General features: G+C 66.3%; 13 protein-coding genes. 6 read left to right on the top strand and 7 right to left on the bottom strand.

Annotated elements, in window-relative coordinates:
• Positions 1-21 precede the first annotated feature (21 nt).
• From rpoB to C6Y53_RS10765, 4 genes are all read left to right on the top strand, one after another.
• Positions 22-4158 (top strand): DNA-directed RNA polymerase subunit beta, encoded by a 4137-nt coding sequence (gene rpoB / locus C6Y53_RS10750; protein ID WP_106474047.1) that lies wholly within the window; start codon positions 22-24, stop codon positions 4156-4158.
• A 92-nt stretch (positions 4159-4250) separates the two neighbouring features.
• The gene (gene rpoC / locus C6Y53_RS10755) at positions 4251-8489 is read left to right on the top strand and encodes a DNA-directed RNA polymerase subunit beta' (RefSeq protein ID WP_106472438.1); all 4239 of its coding nucleotides are present in this window, start codon (positions 4251-4253) and stop codon (positions 8487-8489) included.
• Between the two features lie 149 nt (positions 8490-8638).
• On the top strand, positions 8639-9448 hold the full coding sequence (locus C6Y53_RS10760; protein WP_106472439.1) for a glycosyltransferase: 810 nt from the start codon (positions 8639-8641) through the stop codon (positions 9446-9448).
• A 10-nt stretch (positions 9449-9458) separates the two neighbouring features.
• A complete protein-coding gene (locus tag C6Y53_RS10765; protein ID WP_106474048.1) occupies positions 9459-10352 on the top strand; it encodes a DMT family transporter in 894 nt (297 codons plus the stop codon).
• A gap of 3 nt (positions 10353-10355) precedes the next feature.
• Here C6Y53_RS10765 and eda read toward each other — a convergent pair whose 3' ends face one another.
• Positions 10356-10997: a bifunctional 4-hydroxy-2-oxoglutarate aldolase/2-dehydro-3-deoxy-phosphogluconate aldolase gene (gene eda, locus C6Y53_RS10770; RefSeq protein WP_106474049.1), complete on the bottom strand. Its 642-nt coding sequence runs from the start codon at positions 10995-10997 to the stop codon at positions 10356-10358.
• Positions 10998-11003: 6 nt separating this feature from the next.
• The gene (gene edd, locus C6Y53_RS10775; protein WP_106472440.1) at positions 11004-12812 is read right to left on the bottom strand and encodes a phosphogluconate dehydratase; all 1809 of its coding nucleotides are present in this window, start codon (positions 12810-12812) and stop codon (positions 11004-11006) included.
• 179 nt (positions 12813-12991) lie between these two features.
• On the opposite strand from edd, the gene C6Y53_RS10780 reads away from it, so the two are divergent.
• The gene (locus tag C6Y53_RS10780; RefSeq protein ID WP_106472441.1) at positions 12992-14128 is read left to right on the top strand and encodes an efflux RND transporter periplasmic adaptor subunit; all 1137 of its coding nucleotides are present in this window, start codon (positions 12992-12994) and stop codon (positions 14126-14128) included.
• 18 nt (positions 14129-14146) lie between these two features.
• Positions 14147-17242, top strand: a complete 3096-nt coding sequence (locus C6Y53_RS10785) for an efflux RND transporter permease subunit (protein ID WP_106472442.1) — start codon at positions 14147-14149, stop codon at positions 17240-17242.
• 20 nt (positions 17243-17262) lie between these two features.
• Here C6Y53_RS10785 and speB read toward each other — a convergent pair whose 3' ends face one another.
• Genes speB through C6Y53_RS10810 form a run of 5 tightly spaced genes read right to left on the bottom strand, consistent with a single transcriptional unit; the run spans position 17263 to position 24211 of the window.
• Positions 17263-18294 carry an agmatinase gene (speB, locus tag C6Y53_RS10790; RefSeq protein WP_106472443.1) on the bottom strand — a complete coding sequence of 344 codons (1032 nt, stop codon included), beginning with the start codon at positions 18292-18294 and terminating at the stop codon, positions 17263-17265.
• A 17-nt stretch (positions 18295-18311) separates the two neighbouring features.
• The gene (locus C6Y53_RS10795; RefSeq protein WP_106472444.1) at positions 18312-19466 is read right to left on the bottom strand and encodes an ABC transporter permease; all 1155 of its coding nucleotides are present in this window, start codon (positions 19464-19466) and stop codon (positions 18312-18314) included.
• On the bottom strand, positions 19463-20491 hold the full coding sequence (locus tag C6Y53_RS10800; protein WP_106472445.1) for an ABC transporter permease: 1029 nt from the start codon (positions 20489-20491) through the stop codon (positions 19463-19465). Before C6Y53_RS10800 ends, C6Y53_RS10795 begins: the two co-directional genes overlap by 4 nt.
• Positions 20491-22413, bottom strand: coding sequence for an ABC transporter substrate-binding protein (locus tag C6Y53_RS10805; RefSeq protein WP_106472446.1), 1923 nt, complete (start codon positions 22411-22413; stop codon positions 20491-20493). The genes C6Y53_RS10800 and C6Y53_RS10805 overlap by 1 nt, the downstream gene beginning before the upstream one ends.
• A complete protein-coding gene (locus tag C6Y53_RS10810) occupies positions 22406-24211 on the bottom strand; it encodes an ABC transporter ATP-binding protein (protein ID WP_106472447.1) in 1806 nt (601 codons plus the stop codon). The genes C6Y53_RS10805 and C6Y53_RS10810 overlap by 8 nt, the downstream gene beginning before the upstream one ends.
• Positions 24212-24224 lie beyond the last annotated feature (13 nt).

Below are 24224 nucleotides of genomic sequence, written 5' to 3' on the forward strand. Positions count from 1 at the left end.
CTGGAAAAGGTGACAACCGAAATGGCTCAGTCCTTCATCGGCCAGAAACGTCTTCGCAAGTATTACGGCAAGATCCGCGAAGTGCTGGAGATGCCGAACCTGATCGAGGTCCAGAAATCCTCGTATGATCTGTTCCTGAATTCCGGCGATGCGCCCCAGCCCACCGATGGCGAGGGCATCATGGGCGTGTTTCAGTCGGTCTTTCCGATCAAGGATTTCAACGAGACCAGCGTGCTGGAATTCGTGAAATACGAGCTGGAAAAGCCGAAATACGATGTCGAGGAATGCCAGCAGCGCGACATGACCTACAGCGCGCCGCTCAAGGTGACGCTGAGGCTGATCGTGTTCGATGTCGACGAGGATACCGGCGCCAAATCCGTCAAGGACATCAAGGAACAGGACGTGTTCATGGGCGACATGCCCCTGATGACGCCCAACGGCACGTTCATCGTCAACGGCACCGAACGCGTGATCGTGTCGCAGATGCACCGCTCGCCCGGCGTGTTCTTCGACCATGACAAGGGCAAGACCCACAGCTCGGGCAAGCTGCTGTTCGCCTGCCGGATCATCCCCTATCGCGGGTCGTGGCTGGATTTCGAATTCGACGCCAAGGACATCGTCTTTGCCCGGATCGACCGCCGCCGCAAGCTGCCGGTGACCACGCTGCTCTATGCGCTGGGCCTCGACCAGGAAGGCATCATGGATGCCTATTACAACACTGTCAGCTATCGGCTGGAGAAGTCCCGCGGCTGGGCCACGCCGTTCTTCCCCGACCGCGTGCGCAGCACCCGCCCGACCTTCGATCTGGTCGATGCGGGTTCGGGCGAGGTGATCGCGGAGGCCGGCAAGAAGGTCACGCCGCGCAAGGTGAACGAATGGCTGAAGGACGGTTCCGTCACCGAACTGCTGGTACCGTTCGACCATATCGTCGGCAAATTCGTCGCCCGTGACATCATCAACGAGGAAACCGGCGCGATCTATGTCGAAGCCGGGGACGAGCTGACGCTGGAATACGACAAGGACGGCGACCTGATCGGCGGCACCGTCAAGGACCTGATCGATGCGGGCATCACCGACATCCCGGTTCTGGACATCGACAACATCAATGTCGGCCCCTACATGCGCAACACCATGGCGCAGGACAAGAACATGAACCGCGAAACCGCGCTCATGGACATCTACCGCGTCATGCGCCCGGGCGAACCGCCCACCGTCGAGGCCGCCAGCGCGCTGTTCGACACGCTGTTCTTCGACAACGAACGCTATGACCTGTCCGCCGTGGGCCGGGTCAAGATGAACATGCGCCTCGCGCTCGACAAGCCGGACACCCAGCGCACGCTGGACCGCGAAGACATCGTCGCCTGCATCAAGGCGCTGGTGGAACTGCGCGACGGCAAGGGCGACGTGGACGACATCGACCACCTGGGCAACCGCCGGGTGCGGTCCGTCGGCGAGCTGATGGAAAACCAGTATCGCGTCGGCCTGCTGCGGATGGAGCGCGCGATCAAGGAACGCATGTCCTCTGTCGAGATCGACACCGTCATGCCGCAGGACCTGATCAACGCCAAGCCGGCCGCGGCCGCGGTGCGCGAATTCTTCGGCTCGAGCCAGCTGTCGCAGTTCATGGACCAGACCAACCCGCTGTCCGAGGTCACCCACAAGCGGCGTCTGTCGGCGCTCGGGCCGGGCGGCCTGACCCGCGAACGCGCCGGCTTCGAGGTGCGCGACGTGCACCCGACCCACTATGGCCGGATGTGCCCGATCGAGACGCCGGAAGGCCCGAATATCGGTCTTATCAACAGCCTCGCGACCTTTGCCCGCGTCAACAAATACGGGTTCATCGAAACCCCGTATCGCGTGGTCAACGAAGGGCATGTGACCGACGAGGTCCACTATATGTCCGCGACCGAGGAAATGCGTCACACCGTGGCGCAGGCCAACGCGACGCTGGACGAGAACGGCAATTTCATCAACGAACTGGTCAGCACCCGCCAGTCCGGCGACTACACGCTGGCGCCGCGTGAAAACGTGGACCTGATCGACGTGAGCCCGAAACAGCTGGTGTCGGTTGCCGCCTCGCTGATCCCGTTCCTCGAGAACGACGACGCCAACCGCGCGCTGATGGGGTCGAACATGCAACGCCAGGCGGTGCCGCTGCTGCGCGCCGAGGCACCGCTGGTCGGCACCGGGATCGAGGGCAAGGTTGCCATCGACTCGGGCGCGGCCATCCAGGCCCGCCGGGCCGGCATCATCGACCAGGTCGACGCGCAGCGGATCGTGATCCGCGCCACCGAGGATCTGGAACTGGGCGATGCCGGGGTCGACATCTACCGGATGCGCAAGTTCCAGCGGTCGAACCAGAACACCTGCATCAACCAGCGGCCGCTGGTGAAGGTGGGCGACACCGTCCGCAAGGGCGAGGTGATCGCCGACGGTCCGTCCACCGACATGGGTGAACTGGCGCTGGGCAAGAACGTGGTCGTCGCGTTCATGCCGTGGAACGGCTACAACTACGAGGACTCGATCCTGATCTCGGAACGCATCGCGCGCGACGACGTGTTCACCTCGATCCATATCGAGGAATTCGAGGTTGCCGCCCGCGATACCAAGCTGGGGCCGGAAGAGATCACCCGCGACATTCCGAACGTGGGCGAAGAGGCGCTGCGCAACCTCGATGAGGCCGGCATCGTCTATATCGGCGCCGATGTCGAACCGGGTGACATCCTGGTGGGCAAGATCACCCCCAAGGGCGAAAGCCCGATGACGCCGGAAGAAAAGCTCCTGCGCGCCATCTTCGGTGAAAAGGCCAGCGACGTGCGCGACACCTCGCTGCGGGTCAAGCCGGGCGATTTCGGCACCGTGGTCGAGGTTCGCGTGTTCAACCGCCACGGCATCGACAAGGACGAGCGGGCGCTTCAGATCGAACGGGAAGAGATCGAACGGCTCGCCCGCGACCGCGACGACGAGATGGCGATCCTCGATCGCAACATCTATGCCCGTCTCCGGGGGCTGATCCTCGGCAAGACCGCGGTGAAGGGGCCCAAGGGCGTCAAGTCCGGTTCCGAGATCACCGAGGAACTGCTGGACACGCTGACCCGCGGCCAGTGGTGGCAACTGGCGCTCGGGGAGGAGGCCGACGCGCAGGTGGTCGAGGCTCTAAACGAGCAGTACGAGGCGCAGAAACGCGCGCTCGACGCCCGTTTCGAGGACAAGGTCGAAAAGGTCCGCCGCGGCGACGACCTGCCGCCGGGCGTGATGAAGATGGTCAAGGTGTTCGTGGCGGTGAAGCGCAAGCTGCAGCCGGGCGACAAGATGGCCGGCCGTCACGGGAACAAGGGCGTGATCTCGAAAGTGGTGCCGATGGAGGACATGCCGTTCCTCTCCGACGGGACCCCGGTCGATTTCTGCCTCAACCCGCTGGGCGTGCCGTCGCGGATGAATGTCGGCCAGATCCTCGAAACCCACATGGGCTGGGCCGCGCGCGGCCTGGGCCTGCGGATCGACGACGCGCTGGGCGATTACCGCCGCTCGGGCGACCTGACCCCGGTGCGCGAAGCGATGGCCCACGCCTATGGCGAGGATGTCTATGACGAGGGTATCTCGAACATGGACGAAGCCGAACTGGTCGAGGCGGCGGGCAACGTCACCCGTGGCGTGCCGATCGCGACCCCGGTCTTCGACGGCGCCAAGGAAGCCGACGTGAACGACGCGCTGATCCGCGCCGGGTTCGACACCTCGGGCCAGTCGGTCCTGTTCGACGGCCGGACCGGCGAACAGTTCGCGCGCCCGGTGACCGTGGGCATCAAGTACCTGCTGAAACTGCACCACCTGGTGGACGACAAGATCCACGCGCGTTCGACCGGGCCCTACAGCCTGGTGACCCAGCAGCCGCTGGGCGGCAAGGCGCAGTTCGGTGGCCAGCGTTTCGGGGAAATGGAGGTCTGGGCGCTCGAAGCCTATGGCGCCGCCTACACCCTGCAGGAGATGCTGACCGTCAAGTCGGATGACGTGGCAGGCCGGACCAAGGTCTATGAATCGATCGTCAAGGGCGAAGACAACTTCGAAGCGGGCGTGCCGGAATCGTTCAACGTTCTGGTGAAGGAAGTCCGCGGCCTCGGCCTGAACATGGAACTCCTGGATGCGGAGGTCGACGAGTGAAGGTGGGTTGAAAACCCACCCTACGGCGCCCCGTAGGGTGGGGTTCTACCCCACCGCCACCCCGGCCATCCGCACGAATTTGAGGTATCAAAATGAACCAGGAACTGACCAACAACCCGTTTAACCCGCTGACACCGCCGAAGGTGTTCGACGAGATCAAGGTTTCGCTGGCGAGCCCGGAACGGATCCTGTCGTGGTCCTACGGCGAGATCAAGAAACCGGAAACCATCAACTACCGCACGTTCAAGCCGGAACGCGACGGGCTGTTCTGCGCGCGCATCTTTGGTCCGATCAAGGACTATGAATGCCTGTGCGGCAAATACAAGCGCATGAAATACCGCGGCGTCGTCTGCGAGAAATGCGGCGTCGAGGTGACGCTGCAGAAGGTGCGCCGCGAACGCATGGGCCATATCGAACTGGCAGCACCCGTTGCGCATATCTGGTTCCTGAAATCGCTGCCGTCCCGCATCGGCCTGATGCTGGACATGACGCTGCGCGATCTGGAACGCGTGCTCTATTTCGAGAACTATGTGGTGATCGACCCGGGCCTGACCGACCTGAGCGAAGGCCAGATGCTCACCGAAGAAGAGTTCATGGACGCCCAGGACGCCTATGGCATGGACGCGTTCAGCGCCAATATCGGCGCCGAGGCGATCCGCGAGATGCTGGCCAAGATCGACCTCGAAAGCGAGGCCGAGCGCCTGCGCGAGGATCTCAAGGAAGCCACCGGCGAACTGAAGCCCAAGAAGATCATCAAGCGCCTGAAGGTGGTCGAGCATTTCATCGAATCCGGCAACCGCCCGGAATGGATGGTGCTGACCGTGATCCCGGTGATCCCGCCGGAACTGCGCCCGCTGGTGCCGCTCGACGGCGGCCGGTTCGCCACGTCCGACCTCAACGACCTCTATCGCCGGGTCATCAACCGCAACAACCGTCTCAAGCGGCTGATCGAGCTGCGCGCGCCCGACATCATCGTGCGCAACGAAAAGCGGATGTTGCAGGAATCGGTCGATGCGCTGTTCGACAACGGCCGTCGCGGTCGGGTCATCACCGGCGCCAACAAGCGGCCGCTGAAATCGCTCTCGGACATGCTCAAGGGCAAACAGGGCCGGTTCCGGCAGAACCTGTTGGGCAAACGCGTGGATTTCTCGGGCCGTTCGGTGATCGTGACCGGTCCGGAACTCAAGCTGCACCAGTGCGGGCTACCCAAGAAGATGGCGCTGGAGCTGTTCAAGCCGTTCATCTATTCGCGGCTCGAGGCCAAGGGCCTGTCCTCGACGGTGAAACAGGCCAAGAAGCTGGTCGAAAAGGAACGTCCCGAGGTCTGGGACATCCTCGACGAGGTGATCCGTGAACATCCGGTCATGCTGAACCGGGCGCCGACGCTGCACCGGCTGGGCATCCAGGCCTTCGAACCCACGCTGATCGAAGGCAAGGCGATCCAGCTGCACCCGCTGGTCTGTTCGGCCTTCAACGCCGACTTCGACGGTGACCAGATGGCCGTGCATGTCCCGCTGAGCCTCGAGGCGCAGCTGGAAGCGCGGGTCCTGATGATGTCGACCAACAACGTGCTGTCGCCGGCCAATGGCAGCCCGATCATCGTGCCGTCGCAGGACATGATCCTCGGGCTCTACTACGTCACCCTCGACCGCGAGGGGATGAAGGGCGAAGGCAAGGTGTTCGGCTCGATCGAAGAGGTGGAACATGCGCTGAACGCGGGCGAGGTGCACCTGCATTCGCGGATCACCGCGCGCATCCCGCAGATCGACGAGGAAGGCAACGAGGTTCTCAAACGCTACGAGACCACGCCGGGCCGCGTGCGGCTGGGCGCGCTGCTGCCGAAAAACGTCAAGGCGCCGTTCGACCTGGTCAACAAGCTGCTGCGCAAGAAAGAGGTGCAGCAGGTGATCGACACCGTCTACCGCTATTGCGGACAGAAGGAATCGGTCATCTTCTGCGACCAGATCATGGTCATGGGCTTCCGCGAAGCGTTCAAGGCCGGCATCTCGTTCGGCAAGGACGACATGGTGATCCCCGAGGACAAATGGGGCATCGTCGAGGACACCCGCGGCCAGGTCAAGGATTTCGAACAGCAATACATGGACGGCCTGATCACCCAGGGTGAGAAATACAACAAGGTTGTCGATGCCTGGTCGAAATGCAACGACCGCGTCACCGATGCGATGATGAACACCATCTCGGCCGTGGCCAAGGACGATGACGGCTCCGACAAGGAACCGAACTCGGTCTACATGATGGCCCATTCCGGCGCGCGGGGCTCGGTCACGCAGATGAAACAGCTGGGCGGGATGCGCGGCCTGATGGCCAAGCCCAACGGCGACATCATCGAAACGCCGATCATCTCGAACTTCAAGGAAGGCCTGACCGTTCTCGAATACTTCAACTCGACCCACGGCGCCCGCAAGGGCCTGTCGGATACCGCGCTGAAGACCGCGAACTCGGGCTACCTGACCCGGCGCCTGGTGGACGTGGCGCAGGATTGCATCGTGCGCCAGCAGGATTGCGGCACCGAGCGGGCGATCACGGCCGAAGCGGCCGTGAACGACGGCGAGGTCGTGGCATCGCTGGCCGAGCGCGTGCTGGGCCGCGTCGCGGCCGACGACATCCTGCGTCCGGGCACCGACGAGGTGATCGTTGCGGCCGGTCAGCTGATCGACGAACGCATGTCCGACACCATCGACGAGGCCGGCGTGCAGTCGGCGCGCATCCGGTCGCCGCTGACCTGCGAGGCCGAGGAAGGCGTCTGTGCCATGTGCTATGGCCGCGACCTGGCCCGTGGCACCATGGTGAACACCGGCGAGGCCGTCGGCATCATCGCCGCGCAGTCGATCGGGGAACCGGGCACCCAGCTGACCATGCGGACCTTCCACATCGGTGGTGTCGCGCAGGGCGGGCAGCAATCCTTCCTCGAAGCCAGCCAGCAGGGTGTTGTCGCGTTCGAGAACGCCAACACGCTGGAAAACGCGGCGGGTGAAGTGCTGGTGATGGGCCGCAACATGAAGCTCGTCATCCGCGACGAGAACGGCGAGGAACGTGCCAGCCACAAGCTGGGCTACGGGACGCGCCTGTTCGTCAAGGACGGCGACAAGGTGGCCCGTGGCGACAAGCTGTTCGAATGGGATCCCTACACCCTGCCGATCATCGCCGAAAAGGCCGGCACCGCCAAGTTCGTCGACCTCGTGGGCGGCATCGCCGTGCGCGATGAAACCGACGATGCGACGGGCATGACCCAGAAGATCGTGATCGACTGGCGCGCCGCGCCCAAGGGCAACGATCTCAAGCCCGAGATCATCCTGGTCGGCGAGGACGGCGAACCGGTGCGCAACGAGGCCGGCAATCCCGTGACCTACCCGATGTCGGTGGACGCGATCCTGTCGGTCGAAGATGGCCAGCAGCTGCAGGCCGGCGACGTGGTGGCGCGGATCCCGCGCGAGGGCGCCAAGACCAAGGACATCACCGGTGGTCTGCCGCGGGTGGCGGAACTGTTCGAGGCGCGCCGTCCCAAGGATCACGCGATCATCGCCGAAATCGACGGCTATGTGCGGTTCGGGCGCGACTACAAGAACAAGCGCCGCATCAGCATCGAACCCGCCGACGAGTCGATGGAACCGGCCGAATACATGGTGCCCAAGGGCAAGCATATCCCGGTGCAGGAAGGCGACTTCGTGCAGAAGGGCGACTATATCATGGACGGTAATCCCGCGCCGCATGACATCCTGTCGATCATGGGTGTCGAGGCGCTCGCCGATTACATGATCGACGAGGTGCAGGATGTCTATCGTCTGCAGGGCGTGAAGATCAACGACAAGCATATCGAGGTGATCGTCCGGCAGATGCTGCAGAAATGGGAGATCCTGGAAAGCGGCGACACCACGCTGCTCAAGGGTGAACATGTCGACAAGCAGGAATTCGACACCGCCAACGAAAAGGCGCTGGCGCAGGGTGCCCGCCCGGCACAGGGCGAACCGATCCTGCTGGGCATCACCAAGGCGTCGCTGCAGACGCGGTCCTTCATCTCGGCGGCGTCCTTCCAGGAAACCACCCGCGTGCTGACCGAAGCCTCGGTTCAGGGCAAGAAGGACAAGCTGGTGGGCCTGAAGGAAAACGTGATCGTCGGCCGCCTGATCCCGGCCGGGACCGGCGGTGCCACCCAGCGGGTGCGCCGGATCGCGCAGGATCGCGACAACGTGGTGATCGAGGCCCGCCGCGAAGAGGCCGAGGCCGCCGCGGCCCTGGCCGCGCCCGCCGAGGACACGATGGGCGATCCCTTTGGCGATACGCTGGTCGAGACGCCCGAAAACCGGGATTGATCGAAACCCGGACATGATACCGACCCCGGCGCCCCGTTGCGCCGGGGTTTTTCGTTGGGGCCGGCGGAAAATCGTTTCGCCGTCGCGACGGGGCTTCCCTTCCCGCGGCGGCTTGTGTTTGCTGCGCGGGAAATCGGGCAGAGGTGGTCATGGAACCCAGAACCAGGATGATCGGGCTGCTGCGCTTTTCGGTGCTGACCCCCACCTATTATTCCGAGCGTTTCGCCACGCTCGAGGAAACCGCCGCGCATCTGTTTTCGCCCGACCGGATGGCGCTGCGGTTCCGCCTGTTCGAAAAGCTGTGCCTGCCGTCGCTCATCCGCCAGTCCGACCCCGATTTCCAGGCGGTCGTGCTGACCGCCGAGGCGATGCCCGAGCATTGGCTGGGGCGGCTGCTGGATCTGATCGAACCTCTGCCGAACGTCCATTGCATCGCCGTCGGCACCGGCGTGCATTACAGGCTGTTGCAGCGCGGCTATGACGCGGTGCCGCTGGACGGGGCCACCCACCGCATCCTGTTCCGGCTCGACGATGACGATGCGCTGGACGGCGATTTCGTCGCCCGCACCAAGCGGCTGGCCAAGGGACTGATGCAGCTGCACGGCCCCGACACGCCCTTTGCCATTGCCCATAATCGCGGCTTCTACCTGCGCCGCGACGGACAGGGCGGCACCGAGGTGTTCGATGCCTGCGAACGCGCGCCGCTGTCGACCGGCACCACGCTGGTGGCGCCCGTGGGGTATCCGCACAATCCCTACCGGTTCAACCACCGCAGGATGGCGCAGCATTTCAACACCTGGTCGGACATCACCACGCCCGCCTTCCTGCGCAGCATCCACGGCGACAACAAATCGAAACCGTCGCAGCAGGGGCTGACCCACAGGATGAAGGATGGCGCCATCGACGCGGCACTGCGGCGCCATTTCGGCCTGTCCCTGGCCGGGGTCAAGGGGATCTGAGCCCATGCAGATGACCGACAATCTGCGCGGGGCCGCGCTGATGATGGCCAGCATGGCCGCCTTCACCATCAACGATACCTGCATCAAGGCGATCGGCGGCGACATGCCGCTGTTCCAGATCCTCACGTTGCGCGGGCTGGGCGCGGTGGTGCTGATCTATGCGCTGGCGCGCCATTGCGGCGCGCTGCGGGTGCGCCTGCCGCGTCGCGACTGGGCCCTGATCGGACTGCGCAGCGCGGCCGAGGCGGCGGCGGCCTATTTCTTCCTGACCGCGCTGATCAACATGCCGCTGGCCAATGTCACGGCGGTGCTCCAGATGCTGCCGCTCACCGTGACGCTCGGCGCGGCGCTAGTGTTGGGCGAACCGGTCGGCTGGCGCCGGATGCTGGCGATCCTGATCGGCTTTGGCGGCATGTTGCTGATCGTCCGCCCCGGCCCCGAGGGGTTCGATACCCATGCGCTCTTTGCGCTGGCGGCGGTGGGATGCGTCACCGTGCGCGACCTCAGCGTGCGGCGGATGTCGGCGCGGGTGCCGTCGATGCTGGTGACGCTGTCCGCCTCGGTGGCGGTGCTGGTATTCGCGGCGGTGCTGTCGCTGACCGAGGACTGGACCCCGGTCAGCGGGCGCAGCGCCGCGTTGCTGGCCGGATCGGTGCTGTTCGTTTTTTTCGGTTACCTGTTCAGCGTGCTGGTGATGCGGTCCGCAGAGGTGTCTTTTACCGCGCCGTTCCGCTATACAGGGCTGCTCTGCGCGCTGGTGCTGGGCTGGCTGGTCTTTGACCACTGGCCCGACCCGCTGACATTGCTGGGCGCGGCGATCGTGGTGGGATCGGGTCTGTTTGCGCTGTGGCGGGAACGCGCGGCAACGCGGGGCGCGCGCGCGGCCATGCGCCCCGGTTCCTGACGGTCAGCGCGGCAGTGACGCGGCGGCGCGGGCGAGCGTTTCGATCCGCGCCCAGTCGCCGGATGCCACCGCGTCGCCCGGCGCGACCCAGCTGCCGCCGACGCAGACCACGTTGGCGAGGCGCAGGTAATCGGGCGCATTCGCGGCGGTGATGCCGCCGGTGGGGCAGAACGAGATCTGCGGCAGCGGTGCGCCGATGGCCTTCAGCGCAGGCGCCCCGCCCGAGGCCTCGGCGGGAAAGAACTTCAGCATGTCATAGCCGCGCGCGAGCAGGGCCATTGCCTCGGTCGCGGTGGCGGCGCCGGGCAATAGCGGCAGGTCCTCGGCCTCGCAGGCGTCGAGCAGGGCGTCGGTCGCGCCGGGCGATACGCCAAAACTGGCGCCGGCTGCCCTGGCGGCCCGCACGTCGTCCGGGGTGATCAGGGTTCCGGCCCCGACCACGCCACCCCTGACCTGTGCCATTTCGCGGATCACCTCCAGCGCGGCGGGGGTGCGCAGCGTGACCTCGAGCACCGGCAGGCCGCCGGCGATCAGCGCCTCGGCCAGCGGCCGCGCGGCGGCCACGTCGTCGATGACCAGCACCGGCACGACCGGCGCGAGCCGGCAGATTTCCCGGCTGCGGCGTGAGGCTTCGCGAGGTGCCAGCACGGCTCAGAACCTGAACACGGTGGCACCGGCATCGGCCGCGCCGACCGCCTGGCGGAACCCGGTGAACAGATCGCGGCCACAGCCCCGGTCATTGCCCGACAGGTCGCAGGTCGCGGGGTCGCGGTTCATCACGCCCTCGGTCAGGATCTCGATCCGGCCGCGTTCGGCATCGACGCGCAGCAGGTCGCCGTCGCGCAGCCGCGCGATGGGGCCGCCGTCCAGCGCCTCGGGGCAGACATGGATCGCAGCGGGCACCTTGCCGGATGCGCCCGACATGCGCCCGTCGGTGACCAGCGCCACCTTCTGCCCGCGTTCCTGCAGGACCGACAGGATCGGGGTCAGGCTGTGCAGTTCGGGCATCCCGTTCGCCTTTGGACCCTGGAACCGGACCACCGCGACAAGATCGCCGGTCAGTTCCCCCGCCCTGAAGGCAGCCTTGACCGCCTCCTGGTCATGGAACACCCGCACCGGCGCCTCGACCACGCGATGTTCGGGGGCGACGGCCGAGACCTTGATCACGGCGGTGCCCAGGTTGCCGGTCAGCCGTTTCAACCCGCCGGTGGGCTGGAACGGGTCGTTGGCCGGGCGCAGGATCCGGTCATTGTGGCTTTCGCGCGGCCCGGCCTCCCAGCGCAGCCCGTCGGGGCCGAGCTTGGGTTCGGCCACATAATGCGCCAGCCCGGTGCCGGCGACGGTGCGGGTGTCGGGATGCAGCAGCCCGGCATCGAGAAGCCCGCCGATCACATAGGCCAGCCCGCCGGCGGCGTGGAAATGGTTCACGTCCGCCAGCCCGTTGGGATAGACCCGCGCCATCAGCGGCACCACCTCCGAGATGTCGGCGAAATCCTCCCAGTCGAGCCGGATACCCCCGGCGGCGGCCATGGCGATCAGGTGGATCAGCAGGTTGGTCGACCCGCCGGTGGCATTCAGCCCGACGATCCCGTTGACGAAGGCACGTTCGTCGAGGATGTCGCAGACCGGCGTATAGGCGTTGCCCAGCGCCGAAAGCGACAGCGCCCGCCGCGCGCCTGCGGCGGTCAGCGCGTCGCGCAGCCCCGTATTCGGGGTGACAAAGCTGGAGCCCGGCAGGTGCAGGCCCATGAACTCCATCAGCATCTGGTTGGTATTGGCGGTGCCGTAGAAGGTGCAGGTGCCCGGCCCGTGATAGGCGGCCATCTCGGCGGCCATCAACACGTCGCGCCCGACCTCTCCGGCGGCGAATTTCTGGCGCACCTTTGCCTTTTCGTCATTGGCCAGCCCGCTTTCCATCGGACCGGCCGGCAGGAACACCGCCGGCAGATGGCCAAAGCTCTGCGCGGCGATCACCAGCCCCGGCACGATCTTGTCGCAGACGCCGAGGAACACGGCGGCGTCATAGGTGTTGTGGCTCAGCGCGATCGCGGCGGCCATGGCGATCACATCGCGGGAAAACAGCGACAGTTCCATCCCGGCGGCGCCCTGGGTGACGCCATCGCACATGGCGGGCACACCGCCCGCCACCTGCGCGGTGCCGCCGACCGACCGGGCCGCATCGCGGATCAGCGCCGGAAACCGCTCAAAGGGCTGGTGCGCCGACAGCATGTCGTTATAGGCGGTGACGATGGCCAGGTTGCCCGCCTTGCCGGTGGCCAGCGCCTGTTGATCGTCACCCGCGCCGGCATAGGCATGCGCCTGTCCCGAACAGGACAGGTGCGCGCGGGCGGGGCCGCTGTCGCGTGCCTGCGCCATGCGGTCGAGATAGGCGGCCCGGCTTTGCGCGCTGCGGGTCCTGATGCGGTCGGTTACCTCGGCCAGTTTCGGATGCAGATCCATGTGCCGGCTTCCTTTCCGGTTGCGGGGCGGCAATTATGTTTGCGCTAACATTTCCTGCGCCCGAGCACAAGAAGCACAGTCATTGTGTCGTCGTGCAGAGCCTAGCACGGGCGAAAAGGCTTGTCAGGATACACGGATATCGGCAAACGGGCAGGACGCGAACCCGAAGGAGAACCCAGATGATCGGTCGGGGCCGACTGGCGGCAATCGCCGTGCTGACGATTTTGGCCTGCCCCGCCGGGGCGCAGGACGGTGGTGGAGCCCGCCCGCCCGCCGCAGTCACGGTGCAGACGCTGGCCGCGCAGGACGTGACGATCACCGCCACGCTGCCGGGGCGGATCGTCGCTTCGGGCAGGGCCGAGGTGCGCCCGCAGGTCGACGGTATCGTCACCGATCGGCTGTTCACCGAGGGCAGCGAGGTCGAAAAGGGCGACCCGCTCTACAAGATCGACGACGCCAGCTATGCGGCGCTGGTGGCCGCGGCGTCGGCGTCGGTGGCACAGGCCAGGGCCAATCTCGACGCCGCCGAAAGCGAGGCCAGGAGGCTGCAGACCCTGTTCGACCGCAAGGTTGCCAGCGAACAGAATGTCGATGACGCGAAATCGGACCGCGATGCCAAGGCGGCGGCGTTGCAGGTGGCCGAGGCGCAGCTGCTCGCCGCGCAGATCGACCTGGATCACACCACGATCCGCGCGCCGCTGTCGGGGATCGTCGGCCGGTCGCTGACCACGCAGGGCGCGCTGGTGACGCGGGGACAGGCGGCCGCGCTGGCGGTGATCCGCAGTATCGACCCGGTCCATGTGGACGTTACCCAGTCGGCGGCCGAGGTCATTCGCGCCCGGCGCGGGTTGGGCGATGCAGGCCTCGACGAGGCCGACCAGAGCGTGACCCTGCGGCTGGCCGATGGTGGCACCTATGACCAGATCGGGCTGCTGACCGCGGCCGAGCCCTATGTCGACGAACTGACCGGTGTCGTGGTGCTGCGGCTGACCTTTCCCAACCCCGAACAGCTGTTGCTGCCGGGCATGTATGTGCAGGTCGAGATGCCGCAATATGTGGCCCGGGATGTGATCCTGGCGCCCCAGCAGGGCGTCACCCGCGATCGCCGGGGCCGACCGGTGGCGATGGTGGTGAGTGCCGACAACACCGTCGAGCAGCGCGACCTGACCATCCTCGGCGACCAGGGGCCGCACTGGATCGTCACCGATGGCCTGGCGGATGGGGACCGCATCATCGTCGAGGGCCTGCAGAAGATCGGCGTCGGCATGACCGTTGCACCGGAAGAACAGGCCGCGCCTGGCGAGACCGGAAACTAGGCGGGCGGGACCGACGACATGGCGCGTTACTTCATCGACCGACCGGTGTTCGCCTGGGTGATCTCGATCCTGATCATGGGCGTCGGGGTGCTGTCCATCCTGTCGCTGCCGGTGGCGCAATATCCCCGGATCGCACCGCCGACGGTGAGCATCAGCGCCTCCTATCCCGGCGCCTCCGCCGAAACCGTGGCCAACACGGTCACCCAGGTGATCGAACAGCAGATGACCGGGCTGGACGGGCTGCGCTATATCGAATCCAGTTCGACCGCGACCGGAGGTGCGTCGATCACGCTGACCTTCGATACCGGCACCGATCCGGACATCGCGCAGGTGCAGGTGCAGAACAAGCTGGCGCAGGCAACGCCGCTGCTGCCGGAGATCGTGCAGCGGCTGGGGGTCGGCGTGCGCAAGTCCTCGTCCGGGTTCCTGATGGTGGTGGCGCTTATTTCCACCGATGGCGCGCTCGAACAGGTGGACCTGGCCGATTACATGTCGACCAACCTGGTCAACGATATCAGCCGGATCGAAGGCGTCGGCGAGGTGCAGGTCTTCGGTTCGAAATATGCCATGCGCATCTGGCTCAGCCCGGCGCGGCTGGCGGCCTATGAACTGACGCCCACCGATGTGATCAACGCGGTCTCGGCCCAGAACACCCAGATCACCGCCGGCGAGTTCGGGCAGAGGCCCACCGTCCCGGGCCAGCAGCTGAACGCCACGATCACCGCGCAGTCGCTGCTGTCCACGCCCGAGGATTTCGAACAGATCGTGCTGCGCGCCGCCACCGATGGCGGGCTGGTGCTGCTCAAGGACGTGGCGCGGGTCGAGATTGGGGCCGAGGATTATTCCACCATCGGGCGGTTCAACGGCAAGCCGTCGGCGGGCATGGCGATCCAGCTGTCCTCGGGCGCCAACGCGCTGGATACCGCCGAGCGGGTCAAGGAACGAGTCGAATCATTTGCCGAGTTCTTTCCCGAGAACGTGGAATATGTGATCCCCTTCGACACCACGCCCTTTGTCGAGATCTCGATACACGAGGTGCAGAAGACCCTGTTCGAGGCGATCGGGCTGGTGTTCCTGGTGATGCTTCTGTTCCTGCAGAACCTGCGCGCCACGCTGATCCCGACGCTGGCGGTGCCGGTGGTGCTGCTGGGAACCTTCGGCATTCTGGCGATGGCCGGGTTCACCATCAACACGCTGACCATGCTGGCGATGGTGCTGGCGATCGGCCTGCTGGTCGATGACGCCATCGTCGTGGTCGAGAACGTGGAACGGATCATGGAGGACGAGGGGCTGGGCCCGCGCGAGGCCACCCACAAATCCATGGGCCAGATCACCCCGGCGCTGGTCGGGATCGCGATGGTGTTGTCGGCGGTGTTCGTGCCGATGGCCTTTTTCGGCGGTTCAACGGGCGTGATCTACCAGCAATTCGCCATCACCATCGTCTCGGCGATGGCGCTGTCGGTGGTGGTGGCGATCACCCTGACCCCGGCCCTGTGCGCGTCGATCCTGAAACCCAAGCGCCACGGCGAGGCGCGAGGGCCGCTGGGCTGGTTCAACCGCGGTTTCGCGGCGTTGACGCGGGGCTATGCCGGCGCGGTCGGCGGTATCGTGACGCGGCCGCTGCGGGTGGGCCTGATCTATGCGATGATGGTGGCCGCGATGGTCTGGATGTTCCAGAAGACCCCGACGGCGTTCCTGCCCGACGAGGACCAGGGGATCATGTTCACGCTGATCCAGGCCCCCACCGGCGCGACCGCCGAGCGCACGCTGGAGGTGGTCGAGCAGGTCGAGAACCATTTCCTGAACGTGGAATCGGAGTCGGTGGAATCGATGTTCGGCGTGGTCGGGTTCAGCTTCGGCGGGCAGGGGCAGAACGTGGGCATGACCTTCGTGCGGCTCAAGGACTGGTCCGAACGCGAAACCCCCGACAAGAGCGTCGGCGCGCTGGCTGGGCGCGGCTTCGCGGCGCTGTCGGGGATACGCGATGCGCTGGTGTTTCCGATCGTCCCGCCGGCGGTGACCGAACTGGGCAATGTCAGCGGTTTCGATTTCTATCTGCAGGCCCGCGGCGGCCAGACCCATGAACAGCTGCTCGCGGCGCGCAACCAGTTGCTGGGCGCGGCCGCCCAGAGCCCGCTGATCGGGTCGGTCCGGCCGTCCGGGCTCGAGGACGCGGCGCAGTACCGGCTCGACGTGGACTGGCGCGCGGCGGGGGCGATGGGGGTGTCGGCCAGCGAGGTCGGCAACCTGCTGTCGGTGGCCTGGGCCGGGCGTTACGTCAACGATTTCGTCGACCAGGGCCGGATCAAGCGTGTCTATGTGCAGGGCGAGGCAGGGGCGCGGTCGGCGCCGTCGGATATCGAACGCTGGCGCATCCGCAACGCCACCGGCGGGCTGGTGCCGTTCTCGAATTTCACCACCGGGGGCTGGAGCTTTGGCCCGCAGGGGCTGTCGCGGTTCGACGGGATGCCGTCGATGCGCATCCAGGGCTCGCCCGCCGCGGGCGTGTCCACCGGCGAGGCGATGGCCGAAATGGAACGCCTGGTGGGCGACCTGCCGCCCGGCTACGCGGTGGCCTGGACCGGGCTGAGCTACGAGGAACGGCAATCGGGGGCGCAGGCGCCGCTGCTCTATGCGTTGTCGCTGGCGGCGGTGTTCCTCAGCCTGGCCGCGCTCTACGAAAGCTGGTCGATCCCGTTCGCGGTGATGCTGGCCATGCCGATCGGGGTGCTGGGCGCGCTGGCGGGCGCATGGCTGGGCGGGTTCGAAAACGGCGTGTTCTTCCAGGTCGGGCTGCTGACCGTGATCGGGTTGACCGGCAAGAACGCGATCCTGATCGTCGAGTTTGCCCGCGACCGGATGAATTCGGGCGAACCGGCGGTGCAGGCGGTGCGCGAGGCCGCCCGGCAGCGGTTCCGGCCGATCATCATGACCTCGATGGCGTTTTCGCTGGGCGTGCTGCCGCTGGTGCTGAGCACCGGCGCGGGATCCGGCGGGCGCAACGCGATCGGCTCGGGCGTGCTGGGCGGCACGCTTTCGGCAACCGTGCTGGGCATCCTGTTCGTGCCGCTGTTCTTCGTGCTGGTGCGGCGGCTGCTCGGCCGTCCGGTCTGACCGCTGCCGCCGCGCCGGTGCTAGAGGCCGGTTTCGCGCTTGCGCACGGCGACCAGCGACAGGATTTCATGCACCATCTGGGTGCCCACATGGGCGGTGTTGGACGTCGCATCATATTGCGGCGCGATCTCGACCACGTCGCCGCCCATTACCGGCAGTCCGGCCAGCCCGCGCAGCAGCGCCTGCACCTCGCGCGGGGTCAGCCCGCCCACTTCGGGCGTGCCGGTCCCCGGCGCATAGGCCGGGTCGAACGCATCGACATCGAGCGAGATGTAGAACGGCGCGTCGCCCACGACCCGCTGGGCGGCTTCGAGCACGGCCTTCACGCCCATCTCGGCAAATTCCTCGGCATGGATCACGGTCATGCCCGTGTCATAGGAAAACTCCCACAGGTATTCGGCGCTGCCGCGAATGCCGATCTGGATCGTGCGTTCCGGGTCAAGGGCATTGTTCAGCACGGCCTGCCGGAACGGGCCGCCATGGTGGAACTTGCTGTGTTCGTAGTTGCCCGAGGTATCCGCATGGGCGTCGATATGGACGCAGCCAACCGGCGCACCCTCGGCCAGGCCCTTCAGGATCGGCCCGGTGATCGAATGATCGCCGCCCACCGAGACCGGGATCGCGCCGCTGTCGCGGATGCGGCGATAGAAGGTTTCGATGTCGGCATGGCACATCGCCAGGTCGAACCGCGACCGGAACGGAACGTCGCCGATATCGGCCACGTCCAGTTCGGCCGTCGGCACCGTGTCCAGCACATGGTTGTAGGGGCCGACCCGTTCCTGCGCCCGCACCGCGCGCGGCCCGAACCGCGCCCCGTTGCGGTTGGTCACGCCCAGGTCCATCGGCACGCCGACCAGCACGGCCTCGAGCCCTTCGGGGCCCGGCGCCTGCGGCGCATCGAGAAGGGTGGGGATGCCGCCATAGGGCAGGGTGCGGCTGCCGTCGGGCCGGAACTGCACATCCGCCACCCGCCGGAACTTCGGGTCGAAGATGTCGGCCCCGCCGGTGCCGGAATATTTCGCGCGCAGCGCGTCGAGCCTGTCCTTGTCCATGCGTTCTCTGCCCCGTGTTACTGCTGATAGGGGTCGAGGCTGTCGCGCAGCCCGTCGCCCAGAAAGTTGAAGGCCAGCACCACGACGATGATCGGCAGCATCGGGATCGCCGTCCAGGGATAGATCTCGATCGAGGCGAGGTTCTGCGCGTCGTTGAGCATCACCCCCCAGCTGACCGCCGGCGCCCGCAGCCCCAGGCCCAGGAATGACAGCGCGGTTTCGCCCAGGATCATCGCCGGGATCGACAGGGTGGCCGAGGCGATCAGATGCGACATGAAATTGGGCAGCAGGTGCTTGCGGATCACCCGGCCCGACGAGGCGCCCATGATCTCGGCGGCCCGCACATATTCCTCTTCGCGCAGGGCCAGGAACTTGGCCCGCACCGCGCGGGCCAGCCCGGGCCAGTCGAGGATGCCCAGGATCAGCGAGATGATGAAGAACACCGCCACCGGCCCCCAGTTCGACGGAACCGCCGCCGACAGGGCCAGCCACAGCGGCAGTTCGGGCAGCGATCGCAGGACCTCGATCACCCGGTTGATCACCCAGTCGATCCTGCCGCCGAAATAACCGGCCATCGACCCGAACCCGATCCCCAGCAGGAAGGACACCGTTATTCCGATCAGGCCGACCGTCAGCGACAGCTGCGCGCCATACAGGATGCGCGAAAACACGTCCCGCCCCAGCCGGTCCGACCCCCACAGGAACACCGTCGCCCCCTCGGGCGCGCAGAACAGGTGGGTGTCGGTCGGGATCAGCCCCGCCAGCCGATAGCCGTCGCCCGCGCAGAAAAACTCGAGCTTCATCGGCCGCGTGGTGTCGGGGACGAATTTCCACTGGAAGGTCTCCATGTCGGCCTCGGCGGTCACCGGATAGACATAGGGGCCGACCAGTTCGCCCTGATGCAGGAACCGCACGATCTGCGGCGGCGCAAAGAGATGTTCGGAATGGCGTTCGTTCGGCGTGTAGGGGGCGATGAAACCGGCAAAGGGCAGCATCAGGTAGCTGACCAGCAGGAAGATCCCCGACACCAGCCCCAGCTTGTGGGTGCGGAACTTGCGCCAGATCAGCAGCCAGTTGGGCGCGTCGAGATCCCGCCGTTCGGGCGACCGCAGGCTGGCCTGCGGATCATAGGGCGCGTCGTCCACATAGCGGCCATCGGGGAGCGTGGTCATGTATCCCGCCCCTCGTAGCGGATGCGCGGGTCCAGCAGCACCAGCAGCACGTCCGAGATCATCGTGCCCACCAGTGTCAGCAGGGCGACGAACATCAGCACGAAACCGGACAGGAACTGGTCCTGGGTCTTCAGCGCGGTCAGCAGGGTCGGGCCGATGGTCTGCAGGCCCAGCACCACCGACACCAGCACCGAGCCCGACACCATCGACGGCAGCAGGTTGCCGATATCGGCCACGAACGGGTTGAAGGCCACGCGCAGGGGGTATTTCACCAGCATTCGCGGCGGGCTCAGGCCCTTGGCCACGGCGGTTTCCACATAGGGTTTGCCCAGCTCGTCCAGCAGGTTGGCGCGCAGCCGCTGCATCATCGCCGCTGCGCCGGAGGTGCCGATCACGAATGTGGGCACGATCAGGTGCACGAGGATCGACTTCATCTTGTCGAACGACATCGGCTCGCCTTCGAACCGCGGGTCCATCAGCCCGCCGATGGGCAGGTCAAAGAGCTTGTGCCCGTAGTAGAACAGGATCAGCGCCAGCAGGAAATTCGGTGTGGCGAGGCCGAGATAGCCGACAAAGGCCGAGGTATAGTCGACCCAGGTGCGCGACCGTGCCGCCGCCAGCACGCCCAGCGGCAGCGCGACCAGATAGACGAACAGCACGGCGGCGAGATTGACCAGCACCGTCAGCCACAGGCTTTCGCCGACGATCTCGGCCACCGGCCGGTCGAACTCGAAGCTCCAGCCGAAATTGCCCTGGATCAGCCCGGAAAACCCGTGCGGGCCGGGCATGAAGCCGATCCAGATCAGGTATTGCTGCCACAGCGGCCGGTCCAGCGCGTATTCCTTGCGCAGGAATTCGGCCTTGGCGACCCCGGCGGACTGGCCGGTGGCCCGCAATTCGGCGATCTGGTTGGACAGGTAGTCGCCGGGTGGCAGGTTGATGATGATGAAAACCAGCGCCGACACCACCAGCAGCGTCAGCAGCATCGTGCCGAAGCGGTAGATGGCATAGCGCAGCAGGCTCATCAGTTGGCGCCGGCCGGATCGAAATAGAACTCGTCAATGCGGTGAATGCCGAAATGCGCGCCGGGGTCCCAGGCCCAGATCGCCTTTTCGGGCACGTTGCGCAGCCCGTTGTTGACCACGACCGGTTGCGGCGCCTCGGCGAGAATGCCGATGCCATAGACCTGGTCGGCGTGGATCTTTAGCATCTCGCGCCAGACCGCGCCGCGTTCCGCATCCGAACTGGCGCGTTCCCAGTCATGGGACAGCTCCAGCAATCGTTGGGCGTCGGGCATGTCCGGGGCTTCTCCGGCGTCGCCATTGGTCTGATAGAACTGCCCCCATTTCGGCCAGGCAAAGAAATCCTGGTGTCGCGGGGCGAGGTAGTCGGGCGAGGTCGACGCCTGCGGGATGCCGTTATCCCAGCCGAACCAGACCGCCGCCATGCAATTGCCGGCAAAGATGCGGTTGCGCAGGATGTCGCGGTCCAGCGGGCGCATCACCAGCTTGACACCGATCTCGCGCCAGGTGTCGGTGACAATCTGCAGGGCGTTCTCGACCTCCTGCCGCTCGCCCGCGGTTTCGATCACGATTTCCATCGGCCGGCCATCGGGCAGCAGCCGGATGCCCCGGGGATCGCGGTCGGACAGGCCGGCCTCGTCCAGCAGCGCATTGGCCGCCGCGGGGTCGAACGCCGCCCAGGCGTCGCGGTTGGCCTGGTCGAAGAACGGGCTTGCCGGCAGCACGGTCATCGCGCCGGGTTTGGCCAGCTTGAAGAACAGCGCCCGGTTGATCGCCTCGCGGTCGATCCCGAGGCTCAGCGCGCGGCGCACCCGGACATCGCGCAGCACCCTGCGCCAGCCATCGTCCTCGTAGTTCAGGTTGGGATAGATCGCGATCTGCGAGGCCACGCCCGACGCCCAGAGCAGGGTCCGGTAATTGCCGCCATCGGCTTCGCCCTTGCGCAGGATCGGGATGTCGCGAAAGCCCAGGCCGCGCGCCTGCAGGTCGCTTTCGCCCGCGTTGGACTTGGCCGCGACGAGACCGCTGCCGACGATCTCCATCTCCACCACGTCGATATAGGGCAGCTGCTGCCCGGTGCTGTCGATGCGATGGTAATAGGGGTTGCGCACGAAAAGGTGGCGCACCTTCTTGCCGGAACTTGCATTCATCCAGGGTTGCAGCGTCGGCAGCTGGTGATTGTCGAACTTGTAGAGGTTGTCGCGCTTGTTGTGCAGCGCCGGCCAGCTCTTGACCCGCGCCTCGGCGACCAGCATTTCCAGCGCGGCGGGATCGGCGTAATCGCCGTGGAACTGTTTCAGGAAATGCGCCGGCCGGTAGATGAAGGGCGGCCGGGCCTGGGCCAGCGTGCCCAGGAAATTCGGGTTCGGCTGTTCCCATTCGAAGATCACGGTCGTCTCGTCGGGAAAGCTGACCTGCGGCAGCTTGCCGTCCATGCGCAGGAAATCGGGCGGGCCGGACGGACTGAGCAGCTCGTTGTTCGCCACGTCCTTCCACCAGTATTCGAAATCCGCCGAGGTAAAGGGCGCGCCGTCGGACCAGCGGTGTCCGGGGCGCAGGCGCAGCGTGAATTTCCTGTCGCCGTCGTTTTCGGCATCCAGCAGCAGGTCGGGCACCAGCTGATAATCCTGGTCGTATCCCACCAGCCGGGCATAGCCGTAGACGACCATCTGCCGGATGTCCTTGTCGCTGGTGACCATCGTGTGCAGCGTGCCGCCGGGGGTGCCGGTGGTCCGGCCCTTGGCGGGCAGATCGACCACCAGCGGCGTGGCCGGCAGGCGCTCGGACACCGGCGGCAGGTGTTCGTTCCTGACCTCCTCGGCCCAGAACGCGCCCTCGACAGGTTCGGGAGGCGCCGCGATCAGCGGCAGGGGCAGCAGCGCGGCAAGCGCGCCAAGCAGGGTTCGTCGGGTCAGGTCATTCATGGCATCGCACCTTGTGGCCGGGTTCGATCTGCGCGAGTGAAGGTATCACGCCGTCGGAAAATCGGAAGGGTTCTGGCCAGTTCGACGGTGCGCCCGCCCCCTGTGCCACCAGTTTCAGGTCGATCGGGCGGTCGATATCGGGTTCCGGTTGCGCCGCGATCAACGCCTGCGTGTAGGGGTGGCGCGGATTGTGGAACAACGTGTCGGGCGGCGCCTGTTCCACCACCAGCCCCTGCCGCATCACCGCCACCTCGTCGGCGATCCGGGCCACCACCGCCAGGTCGTGGCTGATGAACAGATAGCTCAGCCCCATCCGGTCGCGGATATCCTCGAGCAGCGCCAGGATCTGTTCCTGCACGCTCACATCCAGCGCCGAGGTCGGTTCGTCGCAGACCAGCAGCGCCGGGTCCAGCATCAGCGCCCGCGCGATCGACAGCCGTTGCCGCTGCCCGCCGGAAAAGGCGTGCGGATAGCGTTTCAGCATACCCGGATCCAGCCCGACCAGCCCGAGCATCTCGGTGGCGCGGTCGCGCCGTTCGGCGCGGGTGCCGACCCGGTGGATGTCGAGCGGTTCGACCAGCGCATCGAGGATGCGCATTCGCGGGCTGAGCGACGAATAGGGGTCCTGGAACACCATCTGTGCCTGTTTCTGGAACGCGGTGCGCTGGGCGCGGGTCATGGTGTGGACCGGCAGCGGCTCGGCCCCCGGTTCGGCTCCGAACAGCACCTCGCCGCCCGGATCGGGCGGTTCCGCCCCCAATGCGATCCGCGCCGCCGTGGTCTTGCCCGAACCGCTTTCGCCGACGATGGCGAGCGTCTTGCCGCGCGGCAGGCTCAGGTCCACCCCGCGGCAGGCATGGATCAGCATGTCCGGCGACCAGGCCGACCCGCCGCGCAGCCTGTAGGTCTTGCTGACCGATTTCATCTGCAGGATCAGGTCGTCGCGGGCCAGCGGCGGTGCCAGCCCGGTCTGGGCCGGTATCGCCGGTGCGGCATCGAACAGCTGCCGGGTATAGGGATGCGCCGGGGCGCCCAGCAGCGCGGCGGCGCTGCCCGATTCCATCACCCGGCCCTTGTGCATCACCACCACCTGTTCGGCCATGTTGGCCACCACGCCCAGGTCATGCGTCACCAGGATCATCGCCATGCCGGTTTCGCGTTGCAGGTCGCCCATCAGCCCCAGGACCTGCGCCTGCGTGGTCACGTCCAGCGCGGTGGTGGGTTCGTCCGCGATCAGCAGGTCGGGTTCCGACACCGTCGCCATGGCGATCATCGCGCGCTGCCGCATCCCCCCGGACAGTTCGAACGGATAGGATCGGAAGGCGCGCTCCGGGTCGGGGAACCCGACCCGTTCGAAAGTGTCCAGAACCTTGCGCTTTGCCTCTTTCCCGCTGGCGCCGCGATGCAGCCAGAGCACTTCGGACACCTGGTTGCCGATCCTGTGCAGCGGCGACAGCGACCGCATCGGTTCCTGGAAGATCATCGACACCGCGTCGCCGCGGATATCGCGCATGCGCCGTTCGCGCAGGCCGGTCAGCTCGACGCCGCCCGCCCGCCCGCCAAGCAGGACCCGGCCGGACCGGATACGCGCGGTGCGCGGCAAGATGCGCAGGATCGCGCGGCAGGTGACGGTCTTGCCCGACCCGCTTTCGCCGACCAGCGCCAGCGTCTCGCCCGGCCGCAGGGTAAACGACACGCCGCGCACGACCGGATCGGCCGCGCCGAACCCGATGCTCAGGTTCTCGACCGTCAGCAGCGGCGCATCGCCGCCCGTGATCCCGTTGCCGTCGCGTGACATTCCCGCGCCCTCC

The sequence above is a fragment of the Pukyongiella litopenaei genome (assembly GCF_003008555.2).
Lineage (GTDB): Bacteria > Pseudomonadota > Alphaproteobacteria > Rhodobacterales > Rhodobacteraceae > Pukyongiella > Pukyongiella litopenaei.

Coding starts and splice junctions, on each gene's coding strand:
- C6Y53_RS10810 (WP_106472447.1), bottom strand. CDS start 24,211: ATGTCACGCGACGGCAACGGGATCACGGGCGGCGATGCGCCGCTGCTG.
- rpoC (WP_106472438.1), top strand. CDS start 4,251: ATGAACCAGGAACTGACCAACAACCCGTTTAACCCGCTGACACCGCCG.
- rpoB (WP_106474047.1), top strand. CDS start 22: ATGGCTCAGTCCTTCATCGGCCAGAAACGTCTTCGCAAGTATTACGGC.
- C6Y53_RS10760 (WP_106472439.1), top strand. CDS start 8,639: ATGGAACCCAGAACCAGGATGATCGGGCTGCTGCGCTTTTCGGTGCTG.
- C6Y53_RS10800 (WP_106472445.1), bottom strand. CDS start 20,491: ATGAGCCTGCTGCGCTATGCCATCTACCGCTTCGGCACGATGCTGCTG.
- edd (WP_106472440.1), bottom strand. CDS start 12,812: ATGGATCTGCATCCGAAACTGGCCGAGGTAACCGACCGCATCAGGACC.
- C6Y53_RS10805 (WP_106472446.1), bottom strand. CDS start 22,413: ATGAATGACCTGACCCGACGAACCCTGCTTGGCGCGCTTGCCGCGCTG.
- C6Y53_RS10765 (WP_106474048.1), top strand. CDS start 9,459: ATGACCGACAATCTGCGCGGGGCCGCGCTGATGATGGCCAGCATGGCC.
- C6Y53_RS10785 (WP_106472442.1), top strand. CDS start 14,147: ATGGCGCGTTACTTCATCGACCGACCGGTGTTCGCCTGGGTGATCTCG.
- C6Y53_RS10795 (WP_106472444.1), bottom strand. CDS start 19,466: ATGACCACGCTCCCCGATGGCCGCTATGTGGACGACGCGCCCTATGAT.
- speB (WP_106472443.1), bottom strand. CDS start 18,294: ATGGACAAGGACAGGCTCGACGCGCTGCGCGCGAAATATTCCGGCACC.
- C6Y53_RS10780 (WP_106472441.1), top strand. CDS start 12,992: ATGATCGGTCGGGGCCGACTGGCGGCAATCGCCGTGCTGACGATTTTG.